Here is a 15,186-nt window from a genome sequence, read left to right on the forward strand (position 1 = left end):
ACTGACATGTCAGAAAACACTGCTGCAGTTGTAGTGACCATCGCTTTCTTTGCGGTGATGGCCGCTTGGATTCCTTTAGTCGAGTGTTGTGGAAGGGCGATGCGCAAGCAACCGAAGCCCGAGCGACAGAGCAAGAATGCCCGCGTCTTCGAGATGAAGTCCGAGATGAAGTCTAAGACCCGCGACAAAAAGGGACATGGATACGAGACGGTCGTGCTGATTACAATAATCACGTCGCTATGTTCGCTGGCCCTGCTGAACTGATTCGAGCTAGACGCCTTTCCTGACAGGCTCCCAGATGAACTTGTGAATCTGTAGCGACAATCGAGCGTCGATTCCGTCGGCCATCATCCACTCCACGAGGATGCGAGGATCGAGGATGGCGTTGTCGGTTGTTCGGAGCAAGCTCGGAGCCTTGTTGAAGGCCGGGCTCAAAAGGATCTGGCCAGCCTTCTCATGGAGACCATGAGCGCGGATAAAGTCGCGTGCGAAATCGTAGTCTGTTCGATTCGAGATCACGAACTTTATCTCGTCATTTTTTGTGAGTGCGTCGAGATTCTCCATACGAAAGCTGTTGGCTGCGCTGCCCGCCCCAGGGCATTTGACGTCGACAATCTTGTGAACCGCCTTGGGAACATCCGCCAAAGGACGTTCGCCACTGGTCTCCATCATCAAGATGTAGTTCTGCGCCAGCAGCCGCTCCATCAACGGCAGGAGTTCCTTGGCCTGAAGCATGGGTTCTCCGCCAGTAAACTCGATGAGACGACAAGGAGCAAGAGCTTCAATCTGCGCGACGATCTCATCGGCGGTGTACGCCTTACCGCCCGAGAAGGTGTACTCGGAGTCACACCAGACACAACGAAGATTGCAGCCCGCAAGACGGACAAAGATGCATGGGAGGCCAGCAAAGGACGACTCGCCCTGGACGGATTTGTAAAGTTCGATTAGATGCATTTCATGTCGAAAGATACTTCAATGGCAAAGGGAGAGGAGTGCCCGAACCAATGAGTTTCACTACTCGTAGTAGCGGGCAAAGCTCGTGTCGGTCTCGTAGAGGGTGCAGTCCTTCACGCGAACCCGTCCACCGGTCATCTCATGAAGCTGACTGCTCGTCTGTTCGTAAAAGTATTTGGCAAGGTTCTCGGCACTCGGATTGATCTCTTTGTCAAAGGGCGCAAGGTCGTTGATCATGAAATGGTCAAGATAATCGACAGTGGGGCGCATCACCTGCTTAAGCAGTTTGAAATCTAGCAGCATTCCAGCTTCGTCAAGCTTTTCACCAACAAGCGTGACGAAGACTTTGTAGTTGTGCCCATGCGGGTTCTCGCACTTGCCTCGGTAGTTACGGAGGTAGTGGCCGGAAGAAAAGCCGGCTTCTACAGTTACTTCGAACATGGTTCTAGGAATCCCTTCGATCTTTCAGTGCCGCGTCTGGAGGAGTGTGAGGTGGGCTGAGGACGTGGCGGCAGCCTCTCTTCGATTGTACCGTTTTGCGCGGACGGACGGGCTAGCGGCGGCGTTTTGCTCGGCGGCTTTCCTCGTCGCGGCGCTCAGCCTGCTCGAAGAGCGACGAGAGGATGCCGGCAAGCGCAACCAGCAGGCCAACCACAAAGAGGCCAAGGCCCATGGTGCGCCAGAGAGAGACATCGCCCGGAGACCCGGGCTGCTGCGCGATGTTGGTGTACGCAACGCCACAGGAGATGAAAGCAAACAAAACAAGACTGCCAGCGAGGATATAGAGGTTGCGTCCCATGCGAATAGTCCTATTTTACGGTGAGAGCGGTACGCGCGGACTACTTCAGCTTGTAGATGCGAGCCTCCCAGCCTGCAAGATTGAAGGTATCGGTAACAAGGCCCGCAGAATCGAGATTCGACAAAACAAGAGAATCCACCTTGACTTTAGCTGGTAGGGTGTACGCCACAGGGCCTGAGCTAAAGTTCAAGACAACGAGATATCGATCCGACCCAAGAGCGCGAGTGTAGGCAAAAATAGACTTATTCTCCGGGTCAAGATCTTTGTACTCGCCATAGACGAATGCCTGGTGGGCATGACGAAGATCGATCAGCTTCCGGGTGTAGTTGTAGATAGAATTCGGATCGGCTACTTCGGCGTTGGCGTTGATCTGCGTGTAGTTTGGATTCTCAGCAAGCCAGGGCTTAGCTGCCGTCGTGAAGCCGCCATTCGCAGACTCGTCCCACTGCATCGGAGTTCGCGAGTTGTCTCGACTCGTATGTCGAAGGTCGGCAATAAAAGTCTCCTCGGGAATCTTGCCAGTCAGAACATTTGCCTTATAAGCATTCTTGACTTCAATGTCGTCGAAGTCATTAATGCTGCGGAAAGGGTAGTTGGTCATTCCGAGCTCGTCCCCCTGGTAAAGGAACGGCGTTCCGCGGAGAGTAAGCAGCATCGTCGCAAGCAATTTAGCAGAAGGAACACGGAACTCAGCAGAGTCGTCGCCGAAGGTGGATACGATGCGCGGGTTGTCGTGATTGGAGAGGAAGACCGTATCCCAGCTATGGGTGTCGAGCACCTCTGCGTGATGGGTGTAGATCGCTTTGAGCATAAGCAGATCGAAGGGCTTCAGCTTGATGCCCTCGCGGTTAGAACGAATGGCATCGAAGTTGAAGATCATGTTCAATTCATGGCGATTCTCACCCACCATAAGCGGAGTCTGCTCCAGGGAGATGCCAAGAGCTTCGCCTACGGTCATCACGTCATACTTGGCCATGACGTTACGATTCATCTCCTGCAGATAGTCATGCATGTGGGGCCCGTTGGCGTACGCGTTGCCGTAGTTGTGAAGTTGGTCAGGAGTCAGATCCGGGAAGGCCGGATTCTTCGAGATCAGCGGAATCACGTCCATACGAAAGCCATCGACGCCCTTGTCGAGCCAGAATCGCATAAGGCTGTAAACCTCTTCGCGAACCTTGGGATTGTCCCAGTTGAGATCAGGTTGTTTTACCGCGAAGTAGTGGAGATAGTACTGCTCAGTCGCAGAATCGAACTGCCACGCAGAGCCGGAGAAGAACGACGGATCGTTGTTTGGCGGCAGCATCCTTGTCTTGCCATCCGGACCGGCGGGGCCGGGCTTTCCATCACGCCAGAAATAATAGTCGCGGTAAGGATTGTCTTTGGATTTGCGGCTTTCGACGAACCAATGGTGTTCGTCAGAGGTGTGGTTGACGACGAGGTCGATGATCAGACGCATGTGGCGCTGCTTGATACCGGCAAGCATCGTATCGAAATCAGCCATAGTGCCGAACTCGGCCATCACTTTGCGATAGTCGCGAATGTCATAGCCATTGTCGGCGTTGGGAGAGTCGTAATGCGGACTGAGCCAGATGACATTTACCCCAAGCTTTTGCAGATAGTCGAGCTTTGAGGTGATGCCAGGAATATCACCGATCCCGTCGCCGTTTGAGTCCTTGAAGGATCGCGGATAAATCTGATAAACCACTGCCTCCTTCCACCAGGTGGGCTGGTAACCGTTCACAAGAGCGGGCGCAGGAGTCGAGCTCTGTGACTGCAGCAAGGTCATAGGCGCTAAAGTAGCCAGGAATAGAGCGAACGTGGTGAGGGTAGGTGGCTTCACCGGACTATGCTCTACGCATCGATCAAGTCAGTCAAGCGCGAGTCAGTCAAGCGGGGCGTTCGAAGAACTCTTCGACGTCTGTAATCTCCTGCGTGAGCCGGTAAGGCGGGAGGGACTCGAGAAAGATTCGGCCATAGCGCTGACGCTGGATACGCGGGTCAAGGAGCATGAGGACACCTCGATCATTGAGCGAGCGGATCAGACGTCCAAAGCCCTGCTTGAGCGTAATAACGGCGTTGGGAATCTGGTAGTCGAAGAAAGGTTTGCCGCCGAGCGCTTCGATAGCCTCCATCCGCGCCTCAACGATCGGGTCGGAGGGAACAGCAAAGGGAAGGCGGTCAATGATGACACAGGATAGTTGCTCGCCCTGGACGTCTACTCCCTGCCAGAAACTCGAAGTCCCAAACAGAACGGCGTTAGGCGTATCGCGGAACTGCTGCAATAGAACGTGACGTGGCGCGGTGCCGTGCAACAGCAGCGGATAAGGCAGTTCGACGAGTAGTCGCTCGTAGGTGTTGCGCATCTGCGCGTAGCTGGTGAAGAGGCAGAAGGCGCGGCCCTTCGTAATCTCAAGTACCCGACGGATGCGCTCGGCCGCACGCTCGGGAAAATCTGGCTCACGCGGGTCGGGCATATTGGGCGGCAGGTAGAGCAGAGCCTGCTTCTCGTAATTAAAGTGCGACGAAACGATCAGCTCTCGAGCCGAAGTAAGTCCGAGGCGTCTGCGAATGTGATCGAATCCTCCCGAGACGGTAAGCGTCGCCGAAGTGAGAATGATTGAGCTGTAGCTATCGAAGAGCGATGTGGTGAGCAACTCGGAGACATCAATGGGAGTCGCTTGCAGATGCGTGTGAAAGCTCGCTTGCCCCGCTCCGCGCGCAAAGTTCCGAACCCCACCCGCGATCCGACGCTCAATCCAGAAGACGGTGTTTCGGTCGGTCGATTCGAGCAAAAAAGCCAGGTGCGCGCGAATGTCTGCCGCACGCTTGCGTAGACCAGAAGCCTCTTCAACATTCTTGAGATGATCGAGCTCGCCTTCGAGTCGAGTCAGTGCATTCAGGGTGGCCGTGTAGGTATCGCCGCTCTCTTCCAGAAAAGCTTCGCGGTGAAGAAAGGGCATGCGCCCCCCGCCATTCGGCATCCCCATAGGATCTGTCGGCAGAACAGAGAAGAACAGGCGCGAGCGGTCTTTCAGAGTCGCGCAGGCGCTCTCGATCGCTGACGTGCTGGCCTGTTTTGCCTTGAGCATCATCTCTACATCGCGCGTAAGCTCGTCAACCCGCTGAGTAGAGAGCCCAATTCCAAAATAATTCGAGGCAATCTCTTCCAACTCATGCGCCTCGTCGAAGATGACGCAAGCAGCCTCGGGCAGAATGCCGGCGTCAGGTGCACCCGCAGCCTGCTGCTTGATATTTAGATCAGCAAAAAAAAGATGATGGTTGACGATGACGATATCCGACTCGAGTGCCTTGCGCCGCATCCCGGTGACAAAGCAGCGCTCCCAGTCCGGGCAGCTCTGGCCAAGGCAAACTTCAGTGCGGGCATCAAGCTTGTGCCACAGCGCGGAGGACTCTGGCAGGTGATCGAGCTCCGCCCGGTCCCCGGTCTCTGTCGTCTTCTCCCACGTAGCAATCTGATGAAACTGATCGATCTCCTCCAGGCCATTCAGAAGAGGGTTGTCCCGGAGCGCGTAGAGCTTATGCCGGCAAAGGTAGTTGGCGCGGCCCTTCATATAACAAACCTTGAGTGGGCCAAGAAGGGATTCAAGAAAGGGAACGTCCTTGAAATAAAGCTGCTCCTGCAGATTCTTGGTGCCAGTCGAGATAATGACCCGCTGGCCCCGCTCTCGGGCTAGTCGTAGGGCAGGCAAGAGGTACGCGAGCGTCTTACCCGTTCCCGTCCCGGCTTCAACAATCAGGTGACGCTTCTCCTTGAAAGCAGACTCAATAGCCCGTGCCATGTCGTACTGCCCTTGACGATGCTCAAAGGCCAGCGAAGATCGAGACAGCATACCGCCCGGAGCAAAAAAATCACGGAGATTCGGCAGATTCTCCGGCTTCACAGGCGTAATCGAGATGGGAGCGGTCGTAGACAAGGCGATTTGCTGGAGGATCGGCGGCACAGGGGCTTTGCAATTTCTATAATAGAGGGGGAAGCGAAGAATTAGCGTAATAAGCCTGGCCGCCTGATGCGTGCGCGGGAGAAAGTTGGACGTTCCGTGGCTCAGAAAGACGATAGAAAGCGGTTAGGCAAAAAGCACAGGCAGGCCAGCACGCGGCCAAAAAAAGGTCGCGCTCCAAAGTCCACCCCAACGACAGGAGCCATCGACCCGCGGAAGCGGAAGATCCTTTCGACGAAGCGAGCCGCCGTAGACAAGGCTTTGCGAGTCACCAAGCAATCTCCTGACCGGGAGAAGCGGAAGGCAATCCGCCCAGACGGACCTCCTCCCAGAAAGCCCGCGGGAGCAGTTCGTCCGAAGCTGGAGAGACCAGCCGATGGGATCGTCGGGCGACAGACGCCACGTTCGGCGAACGTCGCAGGTCGCGAGCGAATCGAGGACGACTGGCGGGATATCGAGTTGCTGGCTTCCCAGATGGTCACCGAGACCGAGCGCGCAGACGCGCGAGAACTGCCGCTGATCGCCATCTGTGGCCGTCCCAATGTAGGTAAGAGCACCCTCTTCAATCGCCTGACCGGTTCGCGTCGATCGATCGTAGGCGATGAACCCGGAATCACCCGCGACCGCATCTATGGCGAGATCGAGTGGATGAATCGTGCCGCAAGAATCGTCGACACGGGCGGCGTAGTACCGGACGACGAGGCTCTGATCCCGTCGGAGATATTCCGCCAGGCGAAGGTTGGATTGGAAGAGGCTGACGCCATTGTGATGGTCGTGGATGGCCGCACCGAGCTGGCCTCGCCCGATCTCGAACTCGCGCGACTGCTTTTGCGCGGCGGAAAACCAGTGTTTCTCGCTGTAAACAAGATGGACACCGACGCAATGCAGTCACAGGCGGAGAACTTCCGGCGCCTTGGTTTCAAAAATGTTCTCCCCATCTCGGCCGAACACGGTTCAGGAATGGGCGATCTGCTGGATGCGGTCTTTGAAGTGCTCCCGGAGCCTGAGGAGAGAATCGAAGAGCCTGAAGTGATGCTCACAGAAAACGACGAAGCCGAAGAAGATGAAACGGGCCCGGACTTTTCGGTCTCTCCCGCTGCGACCCTCGCATCGGAAGCGTCAGAGAATACCGCGCCGAGACGCCCTCGTATGCTCCGATCACACGGCGAGTATGAGAGCCGCGAGACAAAGATCGCCATCATCGGACGACCGAACGTCGGCAAAAGCACGCTTCTCAATGCGCTCACTGGAACCGAGCGGGCCATCGTCTCACCCATCGCAGGAACCACTCGCGATGCAGTCGATGAAGTGGTGGAGCGCGACGGTCATGCGTTCCGCTTTGTCGATACCGCAGGAATTCGCCGAAAGGGCAAGACGAAGCTGATGGCCGAAAAGTTGTCCGTCATCATGGCCCGAAAGCACTTGGAAGCGGCAGACGTCTCCTTGCTAGTCATCGATGCGACGGAGGGCGTTGCCGCGCTCGACGCGAACATCGGCGGCTACGCACACGAGAGTGGCCGCAGCGTAATTATCGTCGTCAACAAGTGGGATCTAATGACCCGCATCGGCAAGGATGGCATGCGCCTGTTCGACGGCAAGCCACCAGCCGATCAAAAGCTCTACGAGCAGGACGTTCGGGATAAATTAAAGTACCTCGAATATGCGCCGCTGCTATTTATCTCTGCAGCCGATGGAAAAAACATAGAGTCCGTCTTCAAAAAGGTAGAGCTGGTCGCGCGTGAAAGACGAAAGCGCGTAACCACCGGCCAGATGAACCGTTTTCTCGAGAAGGTGGACTTCCAGAAGGCAAGCGTGCCGATGAACAAGCGCGTCCGGATCTACTACATGACGCAAGCTGCGGTTGCCCCCCCGACGTTTGTGCTCTTCACCGATAAAGACGTAAAAATGCACTTCTCATTCGAGCGTTTTCTGGGCAACCAGATCCGGGAGAACTTCGGCTTTATCGGAAGCCCAATCTGGTTCAAGATCAAAGCTCGAAACAAGAAAAAAGCCGAATAGAAAATGAGAGTTAAGTGGGACTCAACTGCTGCAAAATCGCCTCGCACCACAGGCACGTAGTTGGCGGAAAGCAAGTTTTCAGATAAATGTTGCATTCTTTCCCGATCAGTGGGTAAATATCAGTCTCCCCAAGAACTTCCCAAGCTTGTTTTGGCAGACGCACGTGTAGATGCTCCACCAGGCCCGGGAACACTGAGGAAAACGCCATGAATGTAGCAGGTATTGTTACCGATTTGATCGCCGGAGGAGTAGGCGGCAATATTGCCGGCGCGTTGTTGAAGAAATTCGACCTGGGCCCCATCGGGAATACAGTTGCCGGGCTCGTTGGCGGTGCCGGCGGTGGACAATTGCTGAGTATGCTGTTGTCAGGCGGGGCAGCCGGTGCGGCTACATCTGCCGCGGCCTCAGGCAGAATGGATATGTCATCGATTCTAGGAAATGTGGCTGGCGGCGGCGTAGGCGGCGCGGTAGTCATGGCGATCGTGGGATTGATCAAAACGCAGATGAGTAAAAACACTGCCTGATAGAGTGGGCAAGAGACGAAGACGTTCTTGTTACGCAATGGCTCGCCCCACTTAGTTGGCGGCGAGCCACTCCCCCCAGGCCTCTAAAGCGCGATCACATTGGAGTTTGTGGCGCTCTTTTTTGTCGCGGATTTTTTTGCGGAGATCCTCTTCCAAAGATGGCAGAAGATCGAAGGTGATGTTAGCCGGTTGAAACTTTTTCGTCTCTGCGTGGGTAATGTAGTGCGTCAGCGAGCCATTAGCGCTCAGCCGAGGCGCAATCGCAGGCACATTACTGTTCGCGATCGACGCAGCATAGATTCCCGCAAGCATTCCAGACGCAATCGATTCGGTATAACCTTCAACGCCACTGAGCTGGCCGGCGATCATTATGCCCGCATGAGCTTTGAGCTGGAGGCTTTCGGTAAGCAGCGACGGAGCATGGATGTACGTATTGCGATGAATCTGGCCGTAGCGCAGAAAAGTAGCGTCCTTAAGGCCCGGGATAAGCTTGAGAACGCGGTTTTGCTCACCGTACTTCAAATGATTCTGGAAGCCTACAAGGTTGTAAGAGTCGGCGCGGAGATTCTCCTGGCGAAGCTGAACGACCGCATAAGGCCAGCGGCCTGTCTTCGGGTCGGTGAGCCCGACTGGCTTCATCGGACCGAAACGAAGCGTATCACGACCACGACGAGCCGTCTCTTCAATGGGGAGACACCCTTCAAAGTACTGAAGCTTCTCGGCCGTCCCGGTCGCAGGAAACTTCTCCCAGTCCTTCGATTCCACAGCCTCCGCCGTCGTCAGAGCCTCCATAAACCGCTCATACTCTTCCTTGGTGAAGGGACAGTTGATGTAGTCGGCAGTGCCTTTGTCATATCGCGCCGCGAAGTAAACCTTAGACATATCGATGGTCGAGGCGTCAACGATAGGAGAGATGGAATCGTAGAAAGCCAGATGGTCAGACCCAGTAAGGCGCTGAAGTTCGCCGGCAAGCGCCGCGCTGGTCAACGGACCTGACGCAAGGATCGTGAGAGTATCAGGGTCAGCATCGTTGAGCGTAGTCACCTCTTCACGATGAACACGTATGCGAGGCTCCGCCGCGATGCGTTCGGCTACGCGCTTAGAGAACTCAACGCGATCAACCGCAAGCGCATGTCCAGCAGGAACAGCCGTAGCATCTGCTTCGGCAAGCAGGATGCTCCCTGCCCGCCGCATCTCCTGCTTTAGCAACCACGGAGCAGTATTTTCAGACTCGGACTTCAGCGAATTGGAACAGACAAGCTCTGCAAAATCGGAGGTCTGATGGGCTTCCGTCGAACGCGTCGGGCGCATCTCGTAAAGATCGACTTCGCAGCCACGTTTTGCTGCCTGGAGTGCTGCTTCGGGGCCAGCCAGGCCGCCCCCGATGACTTTTATCTTTTTCATGCTCCTTCAAGCATAGAGGAATTTGAGGAAGCTTTTCGCAGTCAACCCAGTCGAACAACTTTACGAGCTACCAGGGCACTCTTTGATCTACTGCGATAGTGCAGCCAGCGCAACCAGAGCTTCCCCCGAAACCTGCATTCCCTTCCACTCCGACTTCATCACAGCTCCCAACTGCTGGTAGAAGTCAATAGATGGCGTATTCCAATCAAGCACGCTCCATTCAAACCGCGGACAACCCTCGGCAACCGCAATAGCTGCGACCCGAGTAAGCAGAGCCTTCCCAACTCCCTTCCCGCGATGCTTCGGGTCGACGTAAAGATCTTCAAGATAGATACCCGCATGTCCGCGCCACGTCGAGTAGTTATAGAAATAAAGAGCGAAGCCGGCAGCCGTGATCGTCTCACCATCAGCCAACTCGGCGATGATGCAATCGAAGCGTTTGTCAGGCCCGAACCCATCGCGGAGCAGATCGGCTTCCGTAGCAAGAACGGCATCCGGTTCGCGCTCATAAGTGGCGAGATCACGAACGAAGACGAGAATCTGAGAAATGTCCGCAGGTGTAGCAGCCCGCAGATTGAGTGTGCCGTTGGGGTTCAAAGGGGTAATAGTCGTCATGGATTGATTCCTGTGTTCATAATTTAGGCGTAGCCTCAGCCGACTTCGCTCCAGGTTGCGCGGCGAGCCATTTGTCGAATGGAATATTGAAGTCGAAGAGCTGCTTCTTGCCGTCCAGTGTATGGACCATCTTGACGTCGAGTTCAGCGCCCTTCAATGGTCGGTCAGGCAGTTCGCGAACGTCATAAAAAAGATAGCCGGCCAGAGTGCTGTGCGGATTGACCGTAGTTCCATTGAAACCAAAGTCGCCGTCGTCCTTGGTGATCTGCTTATCGACAGGTTTGTCATGCATTGTAATAGGCGGCAGGGGCATTGGGAGGGGAATCTTCTTGCCTGCCGTACCTTTAGTAGAAAAAAGTCGGCGTTGAAGATCATCGTCGGTGGCAGCCGGAATCTTGTCGTTGTTAATGGAGATGAACTGGATGCGGGCGTCGTCGAGAGAGAGCGGCACGTCGCTTTCATTCGTAAATATAACACGGACAGCAACAAAGCCGTGCTGAATATAGGGGAGACGGAAGAAGTCGCAGTCCTTCGGGTCGTCGCAAGGCTCCGCCGCAACGGTAACCTTTTCGTCGGGGTGCGTCTCGAAGGCAGCATACTGGTTCGCAGGTTTTACCGGCGGCGCTTTCTTGTCGGCGGCCAAAGCGCTGCCTGCAAAAAAGCAGAAACTAGTTACTAGTAGGATCGGAATCGTGGGGAACCGGTGGGACTTCATGGCCAGGGTTGATTATCATCTCCGCTGGCGTACAACGTAAAGCGAGGGCTCGGCGACGGTGATGATGGTGGTCTATAGCGCGTTGCTGGTAGCCGTGCTGGTAGTGGGCGCTCCCTACTGGCTGGTACGGATGGCAACCAGCGGGCGATACCGGGCGGGGCTGCGCGGACGGCTAGGACTGGTGCCAAAGGGCTTGCAAGCGGCGGTCGCCGGGCAAAGCATTATTTGGCTCCACGCCGTAAGTGTCGGCGAGGTGATGGCCGCAACCCGGTTGATCCGCGAACTCAACGAGAGGCTGCCGAATGCGTTAGTGGCCGTCTCAACAACCACGGAGACGGGTCAGAGGCTCGCGAAGAAGAGGCTGCCAGCTTCGCCCGTGTTCTATCTGCCGCTGGACCTCAAGTCTCCGGTCCGACGGTACCTGAACGTGCTGAGGCCGCAGATACTGGTGCTTATGGAGAGCGAGCTGTGGCCGCGCCTAATCACCGAGTGCGCAAAAGATGGAACTCCGATCATAGTGGTTAATGCGCGGATCTCAGATCGTTCGTTCCCTCGCTACATGCGGCTGCGGCGTCTCTGGCGACCATTCCTGGAGATGATCTCTCTGTTCCTCGCACAGAGTCCCGAGACCGCCGCCAGGCTAATAGAAATCGGCGCTCCGGAGACGCGGGTTCGTGTGACCGGGAATCTGAAGTATGACGTGCAAACAAATACCGACAACCAGATGACGAGACGAATCACCTCGACGCTGGCCGGAACCAGGCTGATCGTCGCAGGTAGCACCCTTGCCGGCGAAGAGCAGACGCTCCTGGCTGCATGGCCTGCCATCCGCCAAGCTGTTCCAGACGCGACGCTCCTGATCGCCCCGCGCCATACCGATCGCTTCGATGAGGTCTTACAGCTGATTCGAAAAGAGGGATTCCCGTTCGTTCGATGCAGCGAAGTCATGCAACACACTGACCACATCGTCGGCGGAACAATCCTCTTTCTGGACACAATAGGAGACCTTGCGTCGGTTTATGCCCTGGCATCGGTGGCCTTCGTCGGTGGGAGCCTAGTTCCCCGAGGCGGACATAACCCACTGGAACCGGCACAGTTTGGCGTGCCAGTCGTCATGGGACCTTCCTTCGAGAACTTTCGTGAGATCGTTGAGACCATGCAGGAAGCAGACGCGATTCGCATAGTAGCCAAAGAAAAGCTTACCCAAACGCTGATCGAAATGCTGCGAAACAAAGAGGACTCCCATGCACTTGGGAAACGTGGAAGAGCAGTATTTCAATCCCAGTCAGGGTCGACAGCGCAAACAGCACAGGCCATCGTTTCGCTGCTGAAGGAAAGCGTGGGGACCGCACGATGAGCGTGCGACGGCCATGGCTGCTTCCGCTGGCTCCTCTCTACGGCGTCGCGCTTGCATTGAAGAAGCAGCTCTTCGCATGGGGCTGGCTGAAGCGCAGCCACCTCGAAAGTACCGTGATCAGCGTGGGCAGCGTCTCTGCGGGCGGTGCAGGCAAAACGCCTTTTGTGTTGATGCTGGCTGGTATTCTGCGCCATCGCGGCTATGCGGTGCGAATCCTCACACGAGGCTACAAACGCAGTTCGGAGATGATTGCCAGGGTCGAACCATTCGACGACGCCCGCTGGCATGGGGATGAACCCGTCCTGCTGGCGCAGCGCTCCGGAGTTCCGGTCTACGTAGGAGCAGATCGCTATCAGGCTGGCGTGATGGCCGAACAAGGCGAGCCCTCGGAGAAGCTCGTCGTTCATCTGCTCGACGACGGATTCCAGCACCGGCGCCTCGCGCGCGACATAGACATTGTCCTCCTAACGCAGGAAGACGTTGACGATACCCTTCTGCCGGCGGGCAACCTGAGAGAACCGTTAGAGACCATCGCACAGGCGGACGTGGTAGTTCTCCGCGAAGAAGAAGCGGACTCACTCAGGAGCGTCGTCAAAGGGTTGAGCAAGTCGAGTAACAAGCCGTCGATTTGGACCATTCGCCGAACGCTCAGCCTGGGAGAAGCCGGCGACCTAGCTCTGCCCACGACGCCGCTTGCCTTCTGCGGAATTGCCAGACCTGAAAACTTTACCCGGATGCTGTCAGCGCAAGGATATGAGGCCGCCAGGATGGTCACCTTCGACGATCACCATGCTTACAACGAAGACGATATCGCGCACTTAATGCAGCAGGCGCGCGCTATCGAAGCCAATGGATTTGTAACCACTGAGAAGGACGCCGTGAAGCTGACACCGATCCTCAGAGACAGGCTCGAGACGGTAGGCCCCATTGTGATCGCGCGCCTCTGTGTGGAACTGTTGGACGAGAAGCAGTCGCTGGAGCAGTTAGTAACGATGGTGGGTCGACTGGATCGCCGCCGCCGCGAGAGCCGCTTGCGATCGACCTGCGTGAGAAAATGAAACCTTGGCCACCGAACTCACGCCTTCGCGCAGTGTCGCAAACCACGCGTCTGCCTATTCGCGAAGCGTCCTGATTGTACGAATTGGCGCAATGGGAGATGTGCTCCACGCAATGCCTGCCGTCGCTGCACTGCGGCAACAGCACCCCGAGTGGATTATCGGCTGGGCAATCGAGCCGGCCTGGAGTGCTTTGCTGCAGTCCTCAACCGACTTCAACTGCACTCCCCCAAAAACCGACCGCAGCGACGGAAAACCATTGATCGATCGATGGCACTCTTTGCCCGCCAGAGCTTGGAGCAAGCACCCCTTCGCTCTCTCTACGCTGGCAGAGATCAAGACGACGCGTCGTGATCTCCGAAGATCTCGGTATGACATCTGTGTCGACATGCAGGGTTCGATCAAGTCCGCACTCGTGGGCCGAATGGCATCCGCACCCGTATTCGCCGGCCCGGAGCACCCGCGAGAGACACCCGCCCGCTTGCTCTACACCCAACGAATACCAACCAGCGCGAAACATGTAGTCGAGCAGGGATGTGAGTTGCTCAGCGCTGCCGTCGGAGAAACTCTGAGACCAGCAACAGTGACGCTTCCGGTAGACCCCAAGGCGGAGCTATGGTGCGACAGGCTTCTAGCTCAAACCTCCCTGACCGAAGAAAAATTCGCGTTCCTCGCCCCCACCGCCGGCTGGGGTGCGAAGCAATGGCCCGCCGAGCGATACGGCGCCGTCGCTGTTGCCCTGCGCCAGGCCGGATATCACTCGTTAGTGAACGAAGCCCCAGGCCATCGATTCGCAGACGCAGTCGTTACCGCAAGTGAGGGGTGCGCAATCTCCGTTCCTTGCTCCGTCGAGCAGATGATCGCTCTCCAGCGCCGAGCCGGTGTCGTGATAGCCGGGGACACCGGACCCCTGCATCTCGCGGCCACGTTGGAGCGCCCAGTAGTCGGTCTATACGGCCCCACCGATCCCTCCCGAACCGGTCCCTACCTGCTCGACCGTTCAAAGGTGCGAGTGTTGCGTCACGAGTCCAGCCGCACAGACCACTCCCGTCACTCCGACCCAGAGACTGGGCTCATGCAGATATCGACCGAGGAGGTAGTCGAAGCAGCCCTCGAGCTACTGCGCGACGGACAGGATAAGGTAAAGCTGTGAGCGAACGAACCACATGGCAGAGAATCGCGCGGCGGATTCGCGTACCGCTGGGATTCGTCTTTGCCGCGGTATTTCTATGGCTGGCCAGACCGACCGGAAAGACCATGCTGCTGAGCCTCCTGCTGGTAGTGCCAGGCGTCTGGCTCCGCGCCTATGCGGCAGGCTATGTCCGCAAGAACGCCGAACTGACCTTCACCGGCCCCTATGCCTACACGCGAAACCCCCTCTATCTGGGCTCCATGCTGATCGCCTTCGGATTCGCCGCAGCGGCAGGCAGTTGGGTGATCCTGATTGCACTGACCACGCTCTTCGCAGCCATCTACATCCCCACCATCCACAGTGAGGAAGCCTATCTCCGAGAGCACTTTGCGGGCTTCGATGACTACTCCGCCAAGGTGCCTCGCCTGTTGCCGCGACTGACCCCGGCGACCTTTCCCGCAGATCAGAACGCCAGCGGCGGCAGGTTCTCCTGGGAGCAGTGGCAGCACCACCGCGAGTACAATGCTCTCATGGGTGCTGGCGCGATCTATCTGGCGCTGGCAGTCCGGCTTTTTCTCCATCACCGTGGTTAATGGAGAGGGTCTGCGCTAAAGCGTAGAAGGCTCGGGCAACCTACAAACTTCAACTGGTGA

The 15,186-nt window shown here is 56.6% G+C and carries 15 protein-coding genes; 7 read left to right on the forward strand and 8 right to left on the reverse strand.

Going from position 1 to position 15,186, the window contains the following annotated elements; all coding sequences use genetic code 11:
• Positions 1-6 precede the first annotated feature (6 nt).
• Positions 7-264 carry a hypothetical protein gene (locus tag HDF08_RS14415; RefSeq protein ID WP_179639330.1) on the forward strand — a complete coding sequence of 86 codons (258 nt, stop codon included), beginning with the start codon at positions 7-9 and terminating at the stop codon, positions 262-264.
• Positions 265-270: 6 nt separating this feature from the next.
• Here the strand turns inward: HDF08_RS14415 and HDF08_RS14420 are convergent, their stop codons facing one another.
• The 5 genes from HDF08_RS14420 to yoaA form a co-directional block, all read right to left on the reverse strand.
• On the reverse strand, positions 271-954 hold the full coding sequence (locus HDF08_RS14420; protein ID WP_179639331.1) for a 7-carboxy-7-deazaguanine synthase QueE: 684 nt from the start codon (positions 952-954) through the stop codon (positions 271-273).
• Positions 955-1,014: 60 nt separating this feature from the next.
• Positions 1,015-1,395, reverse strand: coding sequence for a 6-carboxytetrahydropterin synthase QueD (gene queD / locus HDF08_RS14425; protein ID WP_179639332.1), 381 nt, complete (start codon positions 1,393-1,395; stop codon positions 1,015-1,017).
• Between the two features lie 112 nt (positions 1,396-1,507).
• Positions 1,508-1,753 (reverse strand): hypothetical protein, encoded by a 246-nt coding sequence (locus tag HDF08_RS14430; protein WP_179639333.1) that lies wholly within the window; start codon positions 1,751-1,753, stop codon positions 1,508-1,510.
• Between the two features lie 40 nt (positions 1,754-1,793).
• On the reverse strand, positions 1,794-3,593 hold the full coding sequence (locus HDF08_RS14435; RefSeq protein ID WP_373563200.1) for a glycoside hydrolase family 13 protein: 1,800 nt from the start codon (positions 3,591-3,593) through the stop codon (positions 1,794-1,796).
• 46 nt (positions 3,594-3,639) lie between these two features.
• Positions 3,640-5,688 carry a DNA repair helicase YoaA gene (gene yoaA / locus HDF08_RS14440; protein ID WP_179639334.1) on the reverse strand — a complete coding sequence of 683 codons (2,049 nt, stop codon included), beginning with the start codon at positions 5,686-5,688 and terminating at the stop codon, positions 3,640-3,642.
• A gap of 123 nt (positions 5,689-5,811) precedes the next feature.
• Here yoaA and der point away from each other — a divergent pair, with 123 nt between their 5' ends.
• Positions 5,812-7,731 (forward strand): ribosome biogenesis GTPase Der, encoded by a 1,920-nt coding sequence (gene der / locus HDF08_RS14445; protein ID WP_373563201.1) that lies wholly within the window; start codon positions 5,812-5,814, stop codon positions 7,729-7,731.
• A 206-nt stretch (positions 7,732-7,937) separates the two neighbouring features.
• Positions 7,938-8,255: a hypothetical protein gene (locus tag HDF08_RS14450; protein WP_179639336.1), complete on the forward strand. Its 318-nt coding sequence runs from the start codon at positions 7,938-7,940 to the stop codon at positions 8,253-8,255.
• 51 nt (positions 8,256-8,306) lie between these two features.
• Here HDF08_RS14450 and trmFO read toward each other — a convergent pair whose 3' ends face one another.
• The 3 genes from trmFO to HDF08_RS14465 all read right to left on the reverse strand — a co-directional run bounded on the left by trmFO (position 8,307) and on the right by HDF08_RS14465 (position 10,917).
• Positions 8,307-9,659, reverse strand: coding sequence for a methylenetetrahydrofolate--tRNA-(uracil(54)-C(5))-methyltransferase (FADH(2)-oxidizing) TrmFO (trmFO, locus tag HDF08_RS14455; protein ID WP_179639337.1), 1,353 nt, complete (start codon positions 9,657-9,659; stop codon positions 8,307-8,309).
• 87 nt (positions 9,660-9,746) lie between these two features.
• Entirely contained in the window at positions 9,747-10,274 is a 528-nt protein-coding gene (locus tag HDF08_RS14460) for a GNAT family N-acetyltransferase (RefSeq protein WP_179639338.1), read from the reverse strand.
• Between the two features lie 16 nt (positions 10,275-10,290).
• Positions 10,291-10,917 (reverse strand): hypothetical protein, encoded by a 627-nt coding sequence (locus HDF08_RS14465; protein WP_257031148.1) that lies wholly within the window; start codon positions 10,915-10,917, stop codon positions 10,291-10,293.
• A 133-nt stretch (positions 10,918-11,050) separates the two neighbouring features.
• Here HDF08_RS14465 and HDF08_RS14470 point away from each other — a divergent pair, with 133 nt between their 5' ends.
• The 4 genes from HDF08_RS14470 to HDF08_RS14485 are packed head-to-tail and all read left to right on the forward strand — an operon-like array spanning position 11,051 to position 15,126.
• Complete coding sequence (locus HDF08_RS14470) at positions 11,051-12,346, forward strand: 3-deoxy-D-manno-octulosonic acid transferase (RefSeq protein ID WP_257031149.1); 1,296 nt, start codon at positions 11,051-11,053, stop codon at positions 12,344-12,346.
• A complete protein-coding gene (gene lpxK / locus HDF08_RS14475) occupies positions 12,343-13,404 on the forward strand; it encodes a tetraacyldisaccharide 4'-kinase (RefSeq protein WP_179639340.1) in 1,062 nt (353 codons plus the stop codon). Before HDF08_RS14470 ends, lpxK begins: the two co-directional genes overlap by 4 nt.
• Before the next feature lie 4 nt (positions 13,405-13,408).
• The gene (locus tag HDF08_RS14480; RefSeq protein WP_257031150.1) at positions 13,409-14,554 is read left to right on the forward strand and encodes a glycosyltransferase family 9 protein; all 1,146 of its coding nucleotides are present in this window, start codon (positions 13,409-13,411) and stop codon (positions 14,552-14,554) included.
• Complete coding sequence (locus tag HDF08_RS14485; RefSeq protein WP_179639341.1) at positions 14,551-15,126, forward strand: methyltransferase family protein; 576 nt, start codon at positions 14,551-14,553, stop codon at positions 15,124-15,126. Before HDF08_RS14480 ends, HDF08_RS14485 begins: the two co-directional genes overlap by 4 nt.
• The last annotated feature ends 60 nt before the right edge of the window (positions 15,127-15,186 follow it).

Origin of the sequence: Tunturiibacter empetritectus (genome assembly GCF_013410875.1) — a bacterium.
In the GTDB taxonomy this organism is placed as follows: domain Bacteria; phylum Acidobacteriota; class Terriglobia; order Terriglobales; family Acidobacteriaceae; genus Edaphobacter; species Edaphobacter empetritectus.